Origin of the sequence: Marinobacter xestospongiae, assembly GCF_023156385.1 — a bacterium.
GTDB classification, from domain to species: domain Bacteria; phylum Pseudomonadota; class Gammaproteobacteria; order Pseudomonadales; family Oleiphilaceae; genus Marinobacter; species Marinobacter xestospongiae.
Genome location: NZ_JAKZAK010000024.1, coordinates 69,079 through 88,353, shown reverse-complemented (window position 1 = coordinate 88,353; position 19,275 = coordinate 69,079). Strand labels below are relative to the sequence as shown.

14 protein-coding genes are annotated in these 19,275 nt (G+C 63.7%); 11 read left to right on the top strand and 3 right to left on the bottom strand.

From position 1 onward, the window contains the following. Positions 1-135 precede the first annotated feature (135 nt). Positions 136-2,988 (bottom strand): excinuclease ABC subunit UvrA, encoded by a 2,853-nt coding sequence (gene uvrA, locus MLD24_RS17010; RefSeq protein WP_248168250.1) that lies wholly within the window; start codon positions 2,986-2,988, stop codon positions 136-138. 171 nt (positions 2,989-3,159) lie between these two features. Here uvrA and MLD24_RS17005 point away from each other — a divergent pair, with 171 nt between their 5' ends. From MLD24_RS17005 to MLD24_RS16955, 11 genes are all read left to right on the top strand, one after another. Then, the gene (locus tag MLD24_RS17005) at positions 3,160-4,527 is read left to right on the top strand and encodes an MFS transporter (protein WP_248168248.1); all 1,368 of its coding nucleotides are present in this window, start codon (positions 3,160-3,162) and stop codon (positions 4,525-4,527) included. Between the two features lie 72 nt (positions 4,528-4,599). Then, positions 4,600-5,193, top strand: a complete 594-nt coding sequence (gene ssb / locus MLD24_RS17000; RefSeq protein ID WP_282450697.1) for a single-stranded DNA-binding protein — start codon at positions 4,600-4,602, stop codon at positions 5,191-5,193. 252 nt (positions 5,194-5,445) lie between these two features. Beyond that, on the top strand, positions 5,446-5,961 hold the full coding sequence (locus tag MLD24_RS16995; RefSeq protein ID WP_248168246.1) for a sigma-70 family RNA polymerase sigma factor: 516 nt from the start codon (positions 5,446-5,448) through the stop codon (positions 5,959-5,961). Position 5,962: 1 nt separating this feature from the next. Continuing rightward, complete coding sequence (locus tag MLD24_RS16990; protein ID WP_248168243.1) at positions 5,963-6,910, top strand: FecR domain-containing protein; 948 nt, start codon at positions 5,963-5,965, stop codon at positions 6,908-6,910. Positions 6,911-6,992: 82 nt separating this feature from the next. After that, positions 6,993-9,401, top strand: a complete 2,409-nt coding sequence (locus MLD24_RS16985; protein ID WP_248168241.1) for a TonB-dependent receptor — start codon at positions 6,993-6,995, stop codon at positions 9,399-9,401. Continuing rightward, the gene (locus MLD24_RS16980) at positions 9,402-11,177 is read left to right on the top strand and encodes an ABC transporter ATP-binding protein (RefSeq protein ID WP_248168239.1); all 1,776 of its coding nucleotides are present in this window, start codon (positions 9,402-9,404) and stop codon (positions 11,175-11,177) included. It begins immediately after the preceding gene. Next, positions 11,171-12,958, top strand: a complete 1,788-nt coding sequence (locus MLD24_RS16975; RefSeq protein WP_248168237.1) for an ABC transporter ATP-binding protein — start codon at positions 11,171-11,173, stop codon at positions 12,956-12,958. The genes MLD24_RS16980 and MLD24_RS16975 overlap by 7 nt, the downstream gene beginning before the upstream one ends. Then, entirely contained in the window at positions 12,951-13,892 is a 942-nt protein-coding gene (locus MLD24_RS16970; RefSeq protein ID WP_344816252.1) for an ABC transporter permease, read from the top strand. The genes MLD24_RS16975 and MLD24_RS16970 overlap by 8 nt, the downstream gene beginning before the upstream one ends. Next, positions 13,892-14,839, top strand: a complete 948-nt coding sequence (locus MLD24_RS16965) for an iron chelate uptake ABC transporter family permease subunit (protein WP_248168235.1) — start codon at positions 13,892-13,894, stop codon at positions 14,837-14,839. The genes MLD24_RS16970 and MLD24_RS16965 overlap by 1 nt, the downstream gene beginning before the upstream one ends. Beyond that, positions 14,836-15,612: an iron ABC transporter ATP-binding protein gene (locus MLD24_RS16960; RefSeq protein ID WP_248168233.1), complete on the top strand. Its 777-nt coding sequence runs from the start codon at positions 14,836-14,838 to the stop codon at positions 15,610-15,612. The genes MLD24_RS16965 and MLD24_RS16960 overlap by 4 nt, the downstream gene beginning before the upstream one ends. Then, on the top strand, positions 15,609-16,637 hold the full coding sequence (locus tag MLD24_RS16955; protein WP_248168230.1) for a siderophore ABC transporter substrate-binding protein: 1,029 nt from the start codon (positions 15,609-15,611) through the stop codon (positions 16,635-16,637). Before MLD24_RS16960 ends, MLD24_RS16955 begins: the two co-directional genes overlap by 4 nt. Positions 16,638-16,642: 5 nt before the next feature. Here MLD24_RS16955 and ntrC read toward each other — a convergent pair whose 3' ends face one another. Then, on the bottom strand, positions 16,643-18,070 hold the full coding sequence (gene ntrC / locus MLD24_RS16950) for a nitrogen regulation protein NR(I) (RefSeq protein ID WP_248168229.1): 1,428 nt from the start codon (positions 18,068-18,070) through the stop codon (positions 16,643-16,645). Next, positions 18,067-19,146: a nitrogen regulation protein NR(II) gene (gene glnL, locus MLD24_RS16945; RefSeq protein ID WP_227172438.1), complete on the bottom strand. Its 1,080-nt coding sequence runs from the start codon at positions 19,144-19,146 to the stop codon at positions 18,067-18,069. Before glnL ends, ntrC begins: the two co-directional genes overlap by 4 nt. Between the last annotated feature and the right edge of the window lie 129 nt (positions 19,147-19,275).

Below are 19,275 nucleotides of genomic sequence, written 5' to 3'. Positions count from 1 at the left end.
CTCAAGCGACCGTCGGCTGAAAACAGAACGACCAAATGCAACAAACCCCGGAAAACCGGGGTTTGTCAGCAGTCTGAGGGGACGGAACTGAGTTCCGTCCCCTTTTTTAGGGCCTGAGCCGACTGTCCTTGCGGGTCAGGCGATCTCGGGCTCGGCTTTGGTGAGCATCGGCTTGAGGTAGCGGCCGGTGTGGGAAACCGGGCTTTGAGCCACGGTTTCCGGTGTGCCTTCGGCGATGATCTGGCCGCCGCCGGAGCCGCCTTCCGGACCCAGGTCGATGATCCAGTCGGCGGTTTTGATGACATCCAGGTTGTGCTCGATCACCACGATGGTGTTGCCGTGGTCGCGCAGGCGCTGCAGGACATTCAGCAACTGCTGGATGTCGTAGAAATGCAGGCCGGTGGTCGGCTCGTCGAGGATGTACAGGGTCTTGCCGGTGTCCCGTTTGGACAGTTCCTTCGCCAGTTTGACCCGCTGGGCCTCACCGCCGGACAGGGTGACCGCGCTCTGGCCCAGGCGAATGTAGGACAGGCCCACGTCAATCAGGGTTTGTAGCTTGCGGGCCAGGAACGGCACTGCGTCGAAGAACTCGCGGCCTTCCTCTACCGTCATTTCCAGTACTTCGTGGATGTTCTTGCCTTTGTAGCGCACCTCCAGCGTCTCGCGGTTGTAACGCTTGCCCTTGCAGATGTCGCAGGGCACGTAGACGTCCGGCAGGAAGTGCATCTCCACCTTGATCACCCCATCGCCCTGGCAGGCTTCGCAGCGGCCGCCCTTGACGTTGAAGCTGAAGCGGCCAGGCTTGTAGCCCCGGGAGCGGGCTTCCTGGGTGCCGGCGAACAGCTCCCGGATCGGGGTAAACAGCCCGGTGTAGGTGGCCGGGTTGGAGCGTGGAGTGCGCCCGATGGGGCTCTGGTCGATGTCGATGACTTTATCGAGCTGGTCGAGCCCTGTGAGCTTGCCGTAGGGGGCGTGGTTCAGGCTGGTGGCCTTGTTGAGTTTGGCCGCGGCCACCGGGTAGAGGGTGCCGTTGATCAGGGTGGACTTGCCGGACCCGGACACCCCGGTCACGCAGGTCATCACCCCCAGTGGGATGCTGAGGGTGACATCTTTCAGGTTGTTGCCACGGGCTCCGGACAGCGTCAGCTGCTTGCCGTTGCCACTCTGACGTTGCTGCGGTATCGCAATCTCGCGGCTGCCACGGAGGTACTGGCCGGTCAGTGACGCTTCCGAGGCAATGATCTGCTCCGGGGTGCCCTGGGCGATCACCTGGCCACCATGGACGCCGGCGCCTGGTCCGATGTCGATGACATGGTCGGCGGCGCGGATGGCGTCTTCATCGTGTTCCACCACGATGACGGTGTTGCCCAGATCCCGCAGGTGGGTGAGGGTTGCCAGCAGGCGATCGTTGTCGCGCTGGTGCAGGCCGATGGAGGGCTCATCCAGAATGTACATGACTCCCACCAGGCCGGCGCCGATCTGGCTGGCCAGGCGGATACGCTGGGCTTCACCGCCAGACAGGGTGTCGGCGCTGCGTTCCAGGGTGAGGTACTCCAAACCCACGTTGACCAGGAACTTCAGCCGTTCCCGCACTTCCTTGAGGATCTTTTCGGCGATCTCGCCCTTGCGGCCAGGCAGTGCCAGTTGTTCAAAATAGTCGTGCGCCTCTCCCACCGGCAGCTGGGTAATGGCCGGCAGATTGCGTTCTTCGAGGAAGACGTGACGCGCGCTGCGGCGCAGGCGGGTGCCGTGGCAGTCCTTGCAGGGTTGCTGGCTGAGGTTGCGGGCCAGCTCCTCGCGCATGCTCTGGGAATCGGTCTCCCGGTAGCGTCGCTCCAGGTTGGGCAAGATGCCTTCGAAGGGATGGGACTTTTCCATCACGTGGCCGCGGGAATTGACGTAGCGGAAGCTGATTTCTTCCTTACCAGAACCGTTCAACACCACCTTCTTGAAGTCATCCGGCAGATCGACGAACGGCGTGTCCATGTCGACGTCGTAGTGGTCGGCGACGCTGCTGAGCAACTGGAAGTAATACACCGCCCGTCGGTCCCAGCCCTTGATGGCGCCTTCGGCGAGGGTGGCTTCCGGATGCTGGATGATCTTTTCCGGGTCAAAGAACTGCTTGACCCCAAGGCCATCACAGGTGGGGCAGGCGCCGGCCGGGTTGTTGAAGGAGAAGATCCGTGGCTCCAGCTCGCTGAGGGCGTAACCGCACTGGGTACAGGCGTAGCGGGCTGAGAAGGTGTGTTCTTCGTGGTTGTCGGCCGCGTCTGCGTCCATCGGGGCCACCAAGGCAATGCCGTCGGCTAGCTCCAGCGCGGTCTCGAAGCTTTCCGCCAGACGCTGTTCCAGACCCGCCTTGACCTTGAAGCGATCCACCACCACATCGATGCGGTGCTTGCGCTTTTTGTCCAGCACCGGTACCTCGTCGATGTCATAGACGGCGCCATCGAGCCGCAGGCGAATGAAACCCTGACTCTTCATGGTTTCGATCACTTGCAGGTGCTCGCCTTTGCGGTCGCGGATCACCGGCGCCAGGATCATCAGTTTGCTGCCTTCGGGGAAGGCCATTACCTGGTCCACCATCTGGCTGACGGTTTGGGCTTCCAGTGGCAGGTCGTGGTCCGGGCAGCGGGGCTCACCGGCGCGGGCAAACAGTAGCCGCAGGTAATCGTAGATCTCGGTGATGGTGCCCACGGTGGAGCGCGGGTTGTGGGAGGTGGACTTCTGCTCGATAGAAATGGCCGGTGACAGCCCCTCGATGTGGTCGACGTCGGGCTTTTCCATCATCGACAGGAACTGGCGGGCGTAGGTGGACAGCGATTCCACATAACGCCGCTGGCCCTCGGCATAGAGGGTGTCGAACGCCAGGGAGGATTTGCCGGAACCGGACAGACCGGTAATGACGATCAGTTTGTCCCGTGGCATCTCCAGGTCGATGTTCTTCAGGTTGTGGGTTCGGGCCCCTTTAACTTGGATATGATCCATAACACCCCCTGGCAAAATAAAAGCGAAAGTATACCGTGATCCGCCGGCTCGGGCGCAATGCCCGTGGCAGACCGTTCTGCTACAATGCGCGCTTTCCGGCGAGCCGGAGCGGAGCAGGCCCGATGCCGGTTCCGGCCCCGTCCGACACTGGAACCGAGGAATCCCTGCTGTATGAATGCCCTGGAAAAGCGATCCGTAACCGCGTTGGCTTCGGTGTACGCCATGCGCATGCTGGGCCTGTTCATGGTGCTGCCGGTGTTTGTGCTGCTGGGCAGCGATCTGGACGCTGCCACCCCGGTCCTGCTGGGTCTGGCCATTGGTGCCTACGGCCTCAGCCAGGCGCTGTTGCAGGTGCCGTTCGGGCTGTTGTCTGACCGGGTTGGCCGCAAGCGCATGATTTACATCGGGCTGGTGCTGTTTGCCGGCGGCAGTATCATCGCCGGTGCGTCTGAGTCCATATACGGTGTGATTGCCGGTCGGGTTCTGCAGGGCGCTGGCGCCATTGCCAGTGTGTTGATGGCGCTGCTCAGCGATCTCACCCGGGAAGAACAGCGCACCAAGGCCATGGCCACGGTGGGGGTCTCCATCGGGCTGTCGTTTTCGGTGTCGCTGGTGCTGGGCCCCCTGCTGGGGTCGGCGTTTGGTCTGTCGGGGCTGTTCTACCTGACAGCGGCCTTGGCGATCCTGGCGTTGGTGATTGTCAATAAAGTAGTACCCAATCCCCATCAGCAGCAACAGGACGTGGAATCCCGTCCGGCCCGGGCAATGCTGTCCCAGGTGCTGACCGATGGTCGCCTGTTGCGGCTGGATTTTGGCATCTTCGCCCTGCACCTGGTGCTGACCGCGATTTTCCTGGTGGTGCCGGTGCTGTTGCGGGATCGGCTCGGACTGCCGACAACCTCACATTGGTGGTTCTACCTGACAGTGATGGTGACGTCGTTCTTTGCCATGGTGCCGTTCATTATCATTGGCGAAAAGAAGCGCAAGATGAAACCGGTTCTGGCCGGGGCGATCCTGCTGCTGACGCTGGCCACCGCCGGCCTGGCGATCGCCGGTGAGGGGCTGGCACTGGCGTGGGGGGTGCTGTTCCTGTTCTTTATGGCCTTCAATCTGCTGGAGGCCAGCCTGCCGTCGCTGATCAGCAAGGAATCGCCGGCGGCGAGCAAGGGCACCGCGATGGGGGTGTATTCCACGGCCCAGTTCCTGGGGGCATTCGTGGGCGGTGCGGTCGGAGGCCTGCTACTATCCCGGGGGGGCATCGACGGTGTGATCTGGCCGATGGTGGCGGTATTGGCGGTCTGGCTGCTGCTGGCGCTGTCCATGCCGGCGCCAAGCTATACCACCAGTTTCGTGTTAAAGTTGCGGGAAACGGCCCGGGACCGACTGGACGCGGTGGACAAGGCATTGAGGACTCTCCCCGGTGTTCAGGATGTGGTGATCCTGGAAGGGACGGATACGGCCTATCTCAAGGTTGATCGCGCCCAGTTTGAGGAAGATCGCCTGACGGAGTATGACTTCGTCCGGCCAGACGCTTCCTGACAGATTCGACATGAACTTTGATGACAGACCAGGGATGGTCTGTTGCAAACCAGACATTCTCAGGAGCAAATCATGGCACGTGGTGTTAACAAGGTAATTCTCATCGGCAATCTGGGGCAGGACCCGGAAACCCGCTACACCCCGAACGGCAATGCCGTGGTCAACTTGACCCTGGCAACCGATGAAAGCTACAAGGATCGCCAGACCGGCCAGCTGGTGCCCAAGACCGAATGGCACCGCATCGTGATGTTCGGCAAGATTGCCGAAGTGGCCGGCCAGTACCTGCGCAAGGGCTCCAAGGTTTACATTGAAGGCAAACTGCAGACCCGCAAGTGGCAGGGCCAGGATGGCCAGGACCGTTACACCACCGAGATCGTGGTGGACATCAACGGCCAGATGCAGATGCTCGACAGCCGCGGCGGCGACGGTGGCGGCATGAACCAGGGCGCGCCGGCGGGTCGTCCGCAGCAGCAGTCCTACAACCAGCCGGCACCGCAGCAGCAGGGCGGCGGTTACCAGGGGCAGTCTGGCGGTTACAGCCAGCAGCCGCCGCAACAGCAATCTCAGCAGCATCCTCCGCAACCGTCTCCGCAGCATTCTCCGCAACAACAGCAGAGCAGCATGCCGGAGCCGGTGGACGATTTTGATGATGATATCCCGTTCTGAGGCTGGCTTTGTGATCTAGCCGCGCCTTTGCGGCTACGACTGAAAACCTCCATCAACTGGAGGTTTTTTTTGGCCTGCAGGTCGGCTCGATCACCGCTTTTCCGGTCGGTGTGACGGCACGTCAAGATCTTTGCGTGAAGGGAGGTTGACTGTCTCGGGTTTGCGTTTCTCTCCGGTGAAGCTCTAGAATGCGAACAATTATCATTTGTTGGGGCGCTGGTTGCCCCGGTTACCCGGTGTCAGGAGCGTCCATTGTCAGGCACGAACATCGCTGAGCCCACAGACGTTTGCCGTCTTTACCACACTCACCACAGCTGGCTGCGTACCTGGCTGAAACGGCGGCTGGACTGCTCGGAAACCGCCGCCGATCTTGCCCAGGATACCTTTACCCGGGTGCTGCTGCGGGATCGTGAGGGCGCCGTGATCCGGGAGCCCCGGGCCTATCTCTCGCACATTGCCCGTGCGCTGGTGATCAACCACTGGCGGCGTCGCGATCTGGAGCAGGCCTACCTGCAGGCGCTGGCCTCCGTGCCGGAGCCGGAGGCGCCATCACCGGAGCACCGACAGCAGCTGCTGGATGCCCTGTGCGAGATTGATGCCGCCCTCGATGAACTGCCGCAGCCGGTCAGGCAGGCGTTCCTGATGTCCCAGCTCGAGGGCCTGAAGTATCGCGAGATTGCCGAGCGTCTGGCGGTGTCGGAGATTACCATCAAGCGTTACGTCAAGCGGGCGCTGGTCTGCTGTCTGATGTCGGTGGAGTCGGACTGAAATGAGTGTCGCCGGAGTGCCCCGGGCCGCACTGGAGCAGGCGGCGGAGTGGTTGCTGCGGCTCCAGGAAGGGCCGCTTGAATCAGACCAGCGTCGGGAGTTCGACCACTGGCTGGCAGCCAGTGCCGACAATGCCCGCGCCTGGCAACGGGTGGAAAGGCTTACCGCCACGCTGGGTGGTATGCCGCCGGGCGTGGCTTCCGCCGCCCTGGACCGCCCCGACAGTCCGGCGCGCCGCGCCGCCCTGGCCAAACTGGTGGTGCTGCTTGCGGTGGTGCCTGTGGGGTGGGGCGCCTGGCACCTGGCAGACAATACCAACCGGTATCGCAGTGCGGTCGGGGAGCAGCGGGAGCTGGCCACCGCCGACGGTTCGCAACTAATCCTCAATACCGATACCGACATTGCGGTGCGCTTTGATGGCCGGCAGCGACTGATCGACCTGCATCAGGGCGAGATTCACATTGAGACCAGTGATCAGCCCGATCCGCGCCCTTTTCGTGTGGCGACGGAGCAGGGCCGCCTGGAAGCCCTGGGAACCCGTTTCAGCGTGCGCCAGCTCGACGGCGAAACCCGGCTCAAGGTGTTTGCGGGCGCGGTGGCCGTGTCACCTTCGGGCCGCGGGCCCCGGACGGTGGTGGAGGCGGGCGCACAGCTGGCCTTCTCGGCGGCTCGGGTGGGGGCGGTGGAAGCCGTTGCCGACACCGATGCCGCCTGGATCAACGGCATGTTGATGGCGGATGAAATGCCCCTGGCGCAACTGCTCGGGGAACTGGCGCGTTATCGCCACGGGACCCTGCAGATGGACCCGGCTCTGGCCGCACTCACCGTCTCCGGCGCCTACCCCCTGCTCGACAGTGACCAGGCGCTGGCCATGGTGGCGGCGACCTACCCACTGCGGGTGCACCGTAGCCTGTTCGGCTACTGGACCCGGGTGCTGCCGAAACAATAATTTTCAGTCGCGCTGATACTTTTTTCGTTCCTGATTGGCATTACCAGTAACAGCAACACGATACCAAGTCATCAGGAGTCGTATGAAACGTTTCAGCTGCTTGCCCGTGGCGCGTCAGTTCGCCTGCGCGCTTTCCCTTGCCCTCGCCCTGCCCGTTACCGCAGAGGTGGCCGACACCCGTCACTACGACATTCCCGCCGGTGATCCGCTGGGCCGGCAACTGTCCCGGGTGGCCACCGAAGCCGGGCTGCCGCTGTCGTTTGATCCCTCGCTGACCCAGGGTCTGACCAGCCCGGCCCTGAGCGGCGAGCTTGCGCCCCGGGAGGTGCTGGGCCGCCTGCTGCAGGGCTCGGGCCTGATGCTGGTGGAAAAGCCCGATGGCAGTTTCACCCTGGCTCGCCGTGATGTCTCGGTATTGATGCCGCTGGAAGTGAGCGCGGACGCCATTGGCTGGGACGCCATGCCAGGAGCCTACGCCGGTGGTCAGGTGGCCCGCGGCGGTTCTGTCGGTATCCTCGGCCAAAAGGATGTGATGGAAACCCCGTTCAGTACCATCAGCTACACCGAGCAGCGGCTGCAGGACCTGCAGGCCCAGGATATCGGTGCGGTGATCGGTGCCACCGATCCCTCGGTGTACGTGCCGTCCAAGCGCAACCTGTTCGAGACCTACTTCGTGCGCGGCTTCTCATCCTCCGCCGATGACATGACCTTCAACGGTCTGGTGGGCATGGCCCCCAACCTGCGGGGTGTCACCGAGGTGGCCGAGCGGGTGGAGCTGCTGAAGGGACCGTCGGCGCTGCTTAACGGCATGTTGCCCGGCGGCAGCGTTGCCGGCAGCGTCAACATCGTGCCCAAGCGGGCAGGCAAGGAGCCTCTGGCGCGAATCACCACCAGCTACGAATCCGACAGCCTCTGGGGTGGCCATGTTGATCTGGGCCAGCGGTTTGGTGACAACCAGCAGTGGGGCGTGCGCTTCAACGGTGTCTACCGTGATGGCGACACCCCGGTGGATGGCCAGCAACACCGCATGCAACTGGCCTCGCTGGGGCTGGACTGGCGGGGTGAGAATGCCCGCGTCTCGGTGGATCTCTACAGCCAGCAGGAGGACATGGACCGGATCAACTACTTCGGCATCTTCGCGGTGGCGGATGGGGTAACCAGGGTACCGACGCCAAAACACGGAGACTATTCCCTGGCACCGGACTGGGCTTACACCAGCAATGAGTCCGACACCGTAGTACTGCGTGGTGAGTATGATCTGACCGATACGGTCACCGCCTACGCGGCCTGGGGCCACAAGGATGGTGGCTATGACGCGCTGGTGGACCGCAGCATGCTGCTGAACGATGCCGGTGACATCTCCACCCTGGCGGCCCGCTCGGCCCGGGACGGCACGGTCAAGTCCGCCGAAGTCGGGGTGCGCGGTGATCTCACCACCGGTTGGGTCCGTCACGCCTGGTCGCTGTCGGCCAACCAGTTCGAGTCGGACTCGTCCTTCCGGGACGCCTACTTCTTTGACCACGTACAGACCAACTACTACGACCTGGACTTTGGGGTCGCCCCCGATCTGACTGATTACAACCAGTCTCCGGCGGACACCTCCGCCAGTGGCAGCAAGCTGCGCAGCATCGCCATTGCCGATACGCTCTCGTTCGCCGATGACCGCTACCAGCTCACTCTGGGGGCGCGTCGCCAGAACGTCCAGAGTGACAATTACGGGGCCGATGGCGCCAGCACCGCGGAATATGATGCCAGCCGCACCTCGCCGTCGGCGGCGCTGCTGATTCGTGTCAGCGACGCCCTGTCACTGTACGCCAACTACATCGAAGGCCTGAGCCAGGGGGCAACCGCCCCGGTGGCAGCGGCCAACGCCGGTGAAGTGCTGGAACCGTACCAGACCAAGCAGTATGAAATCGGCGCCAAGTGGGACCTGGGCGCGTTCGCCCATACCCTGAGCCTGTTCCAGATCAAGAAGCCCAACGCCTATACCGATCCGGACACGCTGGTGTTCGGCACCTACGGTGAGCAGCGCAACCGGGGACTGGAGTGGAGCTTTGTGGGCGAGCCGCTGCCGCGGACGCGCTTGCTGGGCGGCGCGTCCTACACCGAGGCGGAGGTGACCCGGTCACTGAACGGCGCCAACGAGGGCAATCAGGTGACCGGTGTGCCCAAGGTGCTGGCCAAGGTAGGAGCCGAGTACGACCTGGCCCGTGTGCCGGGGCTGACCCTGACCGCCGGCGTTGTGCACACCGGCAAGCGTTACGTCAACAACAGTCACCGGCTGGCGGTGCCGGACTACACCACCTTTGATGTTGGCGCCCGTCACGTGACCCGGCTACTGGCCAAGTCACTGACCCTGCGGGCGCGGGTACAGAACGTTACCAATGAGGCGTACTGGCTGGGGTCGTGGAATGGCGGTGATGGCAGCGGCCTGTCTGGTGGCCTGGGCGCGCCACGCACCTTCCTGATGTCGGCAACGGTGGATTTCTAGGTGAGTGCCGGAACCGGAGCGGTCCGCCAGGTTCTGGCGCCGATTCGCGGGCGGCTGACCCTGGCCGCGGTGATCGCGGGCGCTGGTGCGGTGTTCACCCTGGTGCCTCTGGCCGGAATCGCCCACCTGGCGACGCTTGTGCTGGGGGATCAGGGGTTGCGAGGGCAGGGGGTGGATGGCAGCGCGCTGACCGAGGCCATCTGGCAGACCGTCGCGCTGAGTCTGCTGGCCCTGTGCCTGGGGTTGGCCCTGGTTTCCGTGGCTGAACTGCTGGCGCACCTGGCGGACAATCGACTGACCCGGCAGTTGCGGCGCTCCGCCATGGATCGTCTGGCCCAGGTGCCGCTGGGCTGGTTCACCAGCCGGGCCTCGGGGGAGGTGAAGCGGGCGCTGCAGGACGACGTCGGCACCCTCCATGAGCTGACCGCCCACTACTACACCATCCGCGGACGCACCTGGGGCGCGATTCTGGCGTCGGTGGTGTATCTGTTTGCCATGGACTGGCGTATGGCGCTGGTCTCGTTACTGCCGTTTCCGGCATTTTTCCTGGTATTCCGGGCGGCGATGAAGGCCGGCAGCGAAGAGAACATGAAGGCGTTTGTCGACGGCCAGTCGCGGATCAACAACGCGGTGGTGGAGTTCGTCAATGGCATTCCGGTGCTGAAAGCCTTTGCCGGCAGCGAACGGGCCAACAGCCGCTACCGGGATGCCGTCGAGGCGTTCCTGCAGGCGTTCGTTGCCTTCACCCGGCCATTGGTGGTGCCGATGGCCAACGCCAACGCCATCATCTCCCCGGTGGCGGTATTGGCCGTGGTGCTGACGTTCGGCGTGCTGTTCGTCGGTCTGGGCTGGATGACGCCGGTGGAGGTGCTGCCGTTTGTCCTGGTGACGCCGGGCATCTCCGCGCCGCTGCAACTGCTGAGCTTTATCGGCCACGACCTGCATAACGCCACGGGGGCGGCACAGCGGGTTCAGGCGCTGCTGGAAACCCCTGTGCTGGCACAACCGGAGGCGGCTGAGGCGGCGCTGCCGGGCAGCAACGAGGTGCGGGTTGAGCAGCTCAGTTACGGTTATGACAAGCAGTCGCCGGTGCTGCAGGCACTCGACTTCACTCTGGAGCCTGGCACGGTGACCGCCGTTGTGGGCGCTTCCGGTGCCGGTAAATCGACCCTGGCCCGATTGTTGTTGCGGTTCTTTGATCCCAGCGCCGGTCGCATCACCCTCGGAGGGGTGGACCTGCGCCAGCTCGCCGCGCCGGAACTCTATCGCCGTGTGGGGTTTGTGCTGCAGGAGGTTCGCCTGATCCATGGCAGCGTGCGTGACAACATCGCCCTGGGTCGTCCGGCGGCCAGCCAGCAGGAGATTGAAGCGGCGGCCCGGCTCGCCAATATCCATGACCGTGTTGAGGCCCTGCCGCGAGGCTATGACTCGGTGGTTGGTGAGGACGCCCAGCTCTCCGGCGGCGAACAGCAGAGGGTGAGCATCGCCCGTGCGGTATTGCTCGATCCGCCGGTGCTGGTGCTGGATGAAGCCACGGCGGCTGCCGACGCTGGCAACGAAGCGGCGATCCAGGCGGCCCTGTCGCGGTTTGCCGAGGGCCGTACCCTGTTGGTCATCGCCCATCGGCTCGATACCGTGAGGCAGGCCGATCGCATTCTGGTGCTGGACAATGGCCGGATTGCCGAACAGGGGCGGCACGAGGAGCTGCTGGCCCGCAATGGTCTCTACACCCGGCTTTGGCGCCTGGGTGGCTATCAGGAGGCGACCTCATGTTGAACACGTTGATGAGCCTGTTGGGTCGCGATGTTGCCATCTTCAGGCGCTACCTGATCATGGTGGTGCTCTATGGTCTGCTGAACGGCATCACGGTGGTGCTGCTGGTGCCGCTGCTCTCTCATTTGCTGGCCGGGGAGGTGCGCCCCGCAACGTTCTGGCTGGCGGGCTTCCTGGGGTGTGCCGCGCTGGCCTGGTGGTGGCGGGTACAGGTGGACAAGGCCGGGGTCAGGGTTGGTGTGTCGGTGCTGTGCAGCGGTCGCCTGCGTCTCGGTGACCATGTCGCCGGCCTGCCAGTGGGCTGGTTTACCCCGGCCAACACCGCTCGCCTCAGCCATGTGGTGTCCCATGGCCTGATGGAGGTGGCCCAGTTGCCGGCGCATGTGTTCACGCCGGTGTTTGGTGGCCTGGTCACCCCCTTGGTCATGGTGCTGGCGCTGTTTGTGCTGAACGGGCAGATGGGGCTGATTGCGCTACTGGCGCTGCCTCTGCTGGCGGTGGTGTTCTGGCTGGCAACACGACTGGGACGGCAGGTGGATCGCCGCTTCCACGACCACGCCGCCGACACCAGTCAGCGGCTGGTGGAGTTCGCCCAGGCCCAGTCGGTATTGCGGGCGTTCAACGGTGAGGGCGCCGGTGCCCGTTTCCTGGCCGAGGCCATTGATCGTCAGCACCGCTCCGCCCGGCAATTGATCTACCCCTCGATACTGGCGGTGACACTCAACGCCTGGGTGGTGCAGGCCGTTTTTGCCGCGCTGCTGCTTGCGGCGGTGTTCTGGCTCAACCAGGCGCTGATGGCTGGCCAGTCGTCGCAATCGCTGATTGCGGTGACCGTGGCGTTGCTGCTGAGTTATCGCTTCGTTGAGCCGTTGCTGGAGGTTGCCGGCTATGGTGAGGCATTGCGGGGCGCTCGCAACCAGCTTGACGGCGTGCGGGAAATCCTGGCAGCACAACCGTTGCCGCAGCCGCCTCAACCACAGTCACCGGCGGACCATTCGGTGGCTCTGCGCGATGTCCGCTTCCGTTACGGCGCCAGTGAGACGGAGGTGTTGCGGGGGGTGAATCTTGAGGTTGCGCCCGGCAGCATGGTTGCACTGGTTGGTGCGTCCGGATCGGGCAAGACCACGTTGATGCGTCTGGTGGCGCGGTTCTTCGATGTCACTGGTGGCCAGGTTCTGGTGGGCGGTATCGATGTGCGGCAGATGACCAGCGACCAGTTGGCGGCACAGATCAGCCAGGTGTTCCAGGATACTTACCTGTTCCAGGGCAGTATCGCCGACAACATCCGCCTGGGGCGGCCCGGGGCCAGTGACAACGAGTTGGCGGAGGTGGTCCGGCTGGCCGGTGTGGAAACGCTGGTTGAACGCTTACCCGAGGGGCTGGAAACGCTGGTGGGTGAGGGTGGTGCCCGGCTGTCCGGGGGCGAGCGGCAGCGCATTGCCATCGCCCGGGCGCTGATCAAGGACGCTCCCATCCTGTTGGTGGATGAAGCCACGGCAGCACTGGATACCGGCAATCAGGCCATCATTGCCGAGACTCTGGCGCGACTGCGGGGCAAACGCACGCTGATAGTGATCGCCCATCAGCTGTCCACCATCACCTCTGCTGACCGGATTGTGGTGTTGGAGGATGGCGCTGTCTGCGAGCAGGGATGCCACCGCGAGCTGGCTGCGGCCGGCGGGCGCTATGCACGCTTTCTGACCCAGCGTGAGTCGGCCAAGGGTTGGCAGGTCGCCGGGGGACAATCCCATCTCCGACAAGCGGAACACTGTGTCGATACCTAGCGTTCTGTCCCTGGGCTTTGTGTTGCTGTGCCTGGTCTCGCTGGCGGTTGGTGTCAAGCCGATGGCCTGGCACGCACTGCTGTCGCTGTCTGGCGATGCCTGGACGACCCTGACCGCCAGCCGCCTGCCGCGCCTGGCGGCGGTGGTGCTGACCGGCGTCGGCCTGCCCATGTGCGGGGTTATCCTGCAGCAGATCGTGCGCAACCGCTTTGTCGAGCCCGCCACCTCCGGTGGCCTGGACGCGGCGCGCCTGGGGTTGCTGGTGTCGCTGATTCTGGCACCGGCGATGGGCACGCTGGGGCGGATGCTGTTCGCCCTGGTGTTCTGTCTGGCGGCCTGTGCGCTCTACTTGGCCATCGTCCGCCGCATCCATTTCCGCAATACCGTGATGGTGCCGGTGATCGGGCTGATGTACGGCAGCGTGCTCAGTGCCATTGCCGAGTTTTACGCCTATCGCCACAACATCCTGCAGAGCATGCAGGGGTGGTTGCTGGGGGACTTTTCCAAGATTGTTGAAGGCAACTACGAGATTCTCTATCTCACCCTGCCGATCATTTTGGTGACCTACCTCTACGCCCACCGCTTCACCGTACTGGGCATGGGCGAGGATATGGCCACCAGTCTGGGGGTGAGCTACGCCGTCACCGCCGGCCTTGGCCTGCTGCTGGTATCGGTGACGGTGGCGGTGACGGTCATTACGGTGGGTACCATACCGTTTGTTGGCCTGGTGATCCCCAACCTGGTGGTGCTGTACTACGGCGAGCACCTGCGCCATACCCTGCCGATTGTGGCGCTGGCTGGTGCCTGCCTGCTGCTGGTCTGCGACCTGATCAGCCGGCTGCTGATCTATCCGTTCGAGATCCCCATCGGACTGACCGCCGGCAGTGTCGGCGGCGTGCTGTTTCTGTTGCTGATTCTGCGGAGGAACCGCTGATGCGCCGGCCGCTCATGCTCTCAAGCTGGGTCGCCGTGCTGGTGCTGGCGGTGGTGTTCGTGCTGCTGAATTCCGGACTGGACACCGACTACATCATTCCCAAGCGGTTGCTGCGGCTGGCGGCCATGGGGCTGGGCGGTGTCTGCATCGCGTTCTCCGCCATTGTGTTCCAGAGCATCGCCGGCAACCGGATTCTGACACCGGCAATCATGGGCTATGAGTCGGTGTACCTGCTGTTCCAGGCGCTGCTGGTGTGGCTGTTGGGCACCAGCAGCCTGATGCTGATGGGCCAGAACGGCAACTTCTTTGCGTCGGTGCTGCTGATGCTGGCCTATTCCTGGGTGATCCATCGCTGGCTGTTCCGGGATGGCCGCAGCAACGTCTATTTCCTGCTGTTGCTGGGGTTGGTGCTGACTATGGTGATCAGCACCCTGACCCAGTTTATCCAGGTCACGGTCAGTCCCGGTGAGTTCGCTGTTCTTCAGGGCTACAACGAGGCGTCATTCAATCGGGTTCGTCCCGGGCAACTGGGCTATGCGGCGGTGCTGGTGCTGCTGGTGGCCGGTGTGATGCTGCGCTCGCGGGCGCTGCTGGATGTGATTGCCCTGGGACGGGAGCAGGCCCTGTCGCTGGGAGTGGATTACCCCCGTTGTGTCCGTCAGCAGCTGTTCCTGGTGGCGGTGCTGGTGGCCATCTCCGCCAGTCTGGTGGGGCCGACGGCCTTTATGGGGATTTTTGTGGCCAATCTGGCCTACGCCCTTGCGGGCACTACCCGCCATCGGGCCACCCTGCCCATGGCCAGCGCGGTGGCCGTCGGGCTGTTCATCCTGGCCCAGTTGCTGGTGGAGCAGGTGCTCAACTATCGCACTACCGTGACGATCCTGATCAACCTGATCTGCGGTGGCTACTTTCTGGCGTTAATGATCCGGACCCGAGGTCGCGCATGATTTCTGTACACAACCTGTCCAAACGCTATGGTGGCCGCACCGTACTGGCGGATGTCTCCACCCGCTTTCCGGCGCGTCAGGTCACCTCGCTGATCGGCCCCAACGGCGCCGGCAAGACCACCCTGCTGATGATGCTGGCGCGGTTGCTGTCGCCGGATCAGGGCGAGATCCTGCTGGCGGAGCAGCCGGTCCACGACATCCGTCTTGCCGACTACGCCCGGCGGGTGGCCACCCTGCGACAGTCTCCGGGGATCAACCTGAGGCTGACGGTGGAGGAACTGGTGGGGTTTGGCCGTTTTCCCTACAGTCGCGGCACCCTCACCGAAACCGATCGGCACGCGGTGGCTGATGCCATCGAGTTCCTGTCACTGACGCCGCTGCGCCAGGCCTATATTGACGAGCTCAGCGGCGGGCAGCGGCAGATGGCCTTCCTGGCCATGACCATTGCCCAGCAGACCGACTGTCTGCTGCTGGACGAGCCCCTCAACAACCTCGACATGAAACACGCGGTGCAGATCATGCGGGCTCTTCGCCGGCTGTGTGACGAGCAGGGACGGACGGTGGTTCTGGTGATCCACGACATCAACTTTGCCGCCAACTACTCGGATCGCATTGTCGCCCTCAAACAGGGGCGGCTCCATTTCAGTGGCCCGGTGGCGGACACCGTCACCGAAGCCCGGCTGCAGGATCTTTACGACCTCGACTTCGACATTGTCCGCAGTGAGCGGGGCCGTTTGTGCAATTACTTCAACCCTCAGGGAGACTGGTCATGAAACTGGAAACACTTTACCCCCGCAGTTGGTCTGCGCTGGTGGCGGCTGCGGTGCTGGGGCTGGCAGGCTGTGAGCCGTCGGCATCGGGGGACGGCAGTCCCAGTCCGCAGGCGTCGGTGGCGTCGTCAGCTGCTCAGGCCGAGTACCAGCCCATCACCGTGCAGCATGCATTGGGGGAAACGACCATTGAGCAGCTGCCCAGGCGGGTGGTGGCGTTCGACATGAACGACGTCGATTCGCTGGATCAGTTGGGGGTGCCTGTGGCCGGCATGCCCAAGGATTATGTGCCGGATTTCCTGGCGTCCTACCGGGATGATGCCGGGGTTGAGGATCTGGGAGCGATCGTCCGGCCCAATCTGGAGCGAGTGTACGCCCTGAAACCGGACCTGATTCTGATCTCGCCGGTTCAGGCCCAGTATTACGATGAGCTGAGTGAGATTGCGCCGACCCTGCACTTCGACTGGGACCTGCTGAACGAACAGGGAAGCTACATTGACATTGCCAAGGATCACCTGCTGACCCTGGGGCGGATTTTCCAGAAGGAGGCCCTGGCACGGAAGAAGGTGGCGGAGATCAGCGCCGGCGTTGAGCGCGCCCGGTCGGTGACGGCAGGGCGGCCGGAAACCGCGCTGATCGTGATGCACAACAATGGTGCGTATAGTTCGTTCGGCATCCGGTCCCGTTATGGCTTTGTGTTTGACACCCTTGGGGTCAAGCCGGCCAGCCGGAACATCGAGCCGGGTCTGCACGGCCAGCCCATATCCAATGAATTCATCAGCGCCGTGGACCCGGACATCCTTTATGTCATTGACCGTACCGCGGTGATGGAGCGCAAGGCGACGTTGACCATGGCCATCATGGCCAACCCGCTGCTGCAGCAGACCCGGGCCTGGAAGGCCGGGCGGGTGGTGTTTGTTGATGCCCAGACCTGGTATGTCACGGCGGCCAGCGTGACCTCCCTGGGGATCATTGTGGACGAGGTGATCCAGGGCTACCGGACCACCCCGGCAAGCCCCGGGGCCTGAGGCCATCAATCGTCCGGATGGCCCTCGTGGTCCATGCCCAGTTCGTTGATCTTGCGGGTCAGGGTGTTGCGGCCCCAGCCCAGCAGGATGGAGGCGTCCCGCCGGCGGCCGCCGGTGTGCTTGAGCGCGGTTTCGATCATGATGCGCTCGAACTCGGGGACCGCCACATCCAGCAGTCCCTTGTGGCCGCGTTTGAGTTCCTGTTCCGCCCAGTTGCGCAGGCCTTCCTGCCAGGTCTGGCCGGTGGCCGGGGCTTCGGATTGCTGCAGCAGTTCCGGCGGCAGGTCGTCGATGTGGATCTCGCGACCGCTGGCCATCACGGTGAGCCAGCGGCAGGTGTTCTCAAGCTGACGGACGTTGCCGGGCCAGGGCAGGGTGGTGAGGTATTCCTCCGCTTCCGGGCGCAGCAGTTTGGGTTCCACCGCCAGTTCCCGGGCGGCCCGTTTGAGAAAGTGCTGCATCAGCCGGGGAATGTCTTCGCGGCGTTCCGCCAGTTTGGGCAGGTGTACCCGGATGACGTTGAGGCGGTGAAACAGGTCTTCCCGGAACGAGCCGTCCTGCACCAGTTTCTCCAGATCCTGGTGCGTGGCGGCAATGATCCGCACGTCCACCTTGATGGGGGTGGTGCCCCCCACCCGGTAGAACTCGCCGTCGGCGAGCACCCGCAGCAGCCGGGTCTGGGTGTCTGCAGGCATGTCCCCGATCTCGTCCAGGAACAGGGTGCCGCCGTTGGCCTGCTCGAAGCGGCCATGGCGGGCGGCACCGGCACCGGTAAAGGCGCCCTTCTCGTGACCAAACAGCTCGGACTCAATCAGATCCTTGGGAATCGCCGCCATGTTCAGGGCGATGAACGGGTGGCTGGCCCGGGGGCTGTGGTTGTGCAGGGCCTGGGCCACCAGTTCCTTGCCGGTCCCGCTCTCGCCATTGATCAGCACGGTAATGTTGGAATGTGACAGCCGGCCGATGGCGCGAAACACCTCCTGCATCGCCGGTGCCTCGCCGATGATTTCGGCGTTGCGCTGGCTGGCCTCGACGGCCGGCTCGCTGGTGGCGCGACGCTCGTGGCTGTGGGCCACGGCACGCTTGACCAGCGCCACCGCGTCATCCACATCAAACGGTTTGGGCAGGTACTCGAAGGCCCCGGTCTGGTAGCTGGTGACGGCGCTGTCCAGGTCGGAATGGGCGGTCATGATGATGACCGGCAGGTCGGGATGGTGCTCGACAATGTTCGACAGCAGGGTGATGCCATCGACACCCGGCATGCGGATGTCACTGATGATGGCGTCCGGCTGTTCGTGCTCCAGGCGGGTGATGATGCTCTCGCCGTTCTCGAAAACCCGTGGTTTCATGTCGGCCTGGCTCAGGGCGCGCTCCAGCACCCAGCGAATGCTGCGATCGTCGTCGATGATCCAGACGTTTGCCGATTGGCTCATGCTTGGTCCTCCAGGGGCAGGAAGATGATGAAGTCGGTTTGGCCGGGCTCGCTCTCACATTCCACGAGCCCATTGTGCTGGCCAATGATGCTTTGGGTGATCGACAGTCCCAGGCCGGTGCCGCTGGCCCGGCCGCTGATCATGGGGTAGAAGATGTTCTGCAGCAGTTCCGGAGGAATGCCGGGGCCGTTGTCGATGACGTCAATGCGGCACACCAGCCGGTGACGGGTGTGGCCGATGGTGAACTGGCGCAGGGCGCGGGTGCGGAAGGTGATGGTGGGCGGTTCCTCACGGCTGTTGTCGTGGTGCTCAAAGGCGGCCTCCATGGCGTTGCGGGCGATGTTGAGCACCGCCTGAATCAGCTGTTCCTTGTCTCCCTGGAACTCGGGCAGGCTGGGGTCGTAGTCGCGACGGAAGCGGATTTCGCCACGGCTTTCCGCCTCCAGCAGGGTTCTCACCCGTTCCAGAATCTCGTGAATGTTGGTCGGTGCCATCCGTAATGCGCGGTTGGGTCCCAGCATCCGGTCGACCAGACTGCGCAGTCGGTCGGCCTCGTTGATGATGACCTGGGTGTACTCCCGCTGGCCTTCGTCGATCAGTTCCCGGTCGAGCAGTTGTGCCGCGCCACGGATTCCGCCCAGTGGATTCTTGATCTCGTGGGCCATGCCCCGGACCAGGATGCGGCTGGTTTCCTGTTTGGCAATGATCTCCTCCTCCCGGGTGATGCGAAGCAATCGGTCCCGGGGCTGGATTTCCACCAACAGTTCCGGTTTCTGGCTGCCGGTCGGTGACACCGAGTAGTCCACCGTCAGTCGGGTGCCGGAGGTCAGCAGGAATTCGGCCTCCCGCTTGGTGTAGGACTGGCCATTGAGGGCGGCGGCGTGAAGGGTGTCGAGGGCTTCTTCGGATTCCACCAGCAGGTCCACCACCGGGTTACCCTGGGCACGGGTGATACTGGTCTCAAACAGGCTTTCGGCCGATGGATTGAGGTATTGCACGTTGAGTTTTGCATCCAGCACCAGCACCGCCGTGGTGAGGTTGTCCAGAAGGTGTTTGTAGCCAGCAGACGTCGCCATGATTCTCCCCTTGGTATGCAGGGCGTTTCTGCAAGAAGTGAACCACTTTGGCCCAAAAGCCCTGACGGGATCGAAATGAGTGCACCGCCTCAGCCTGAATACGGCGCGGAGACCGGCAGGGTGCCGTGT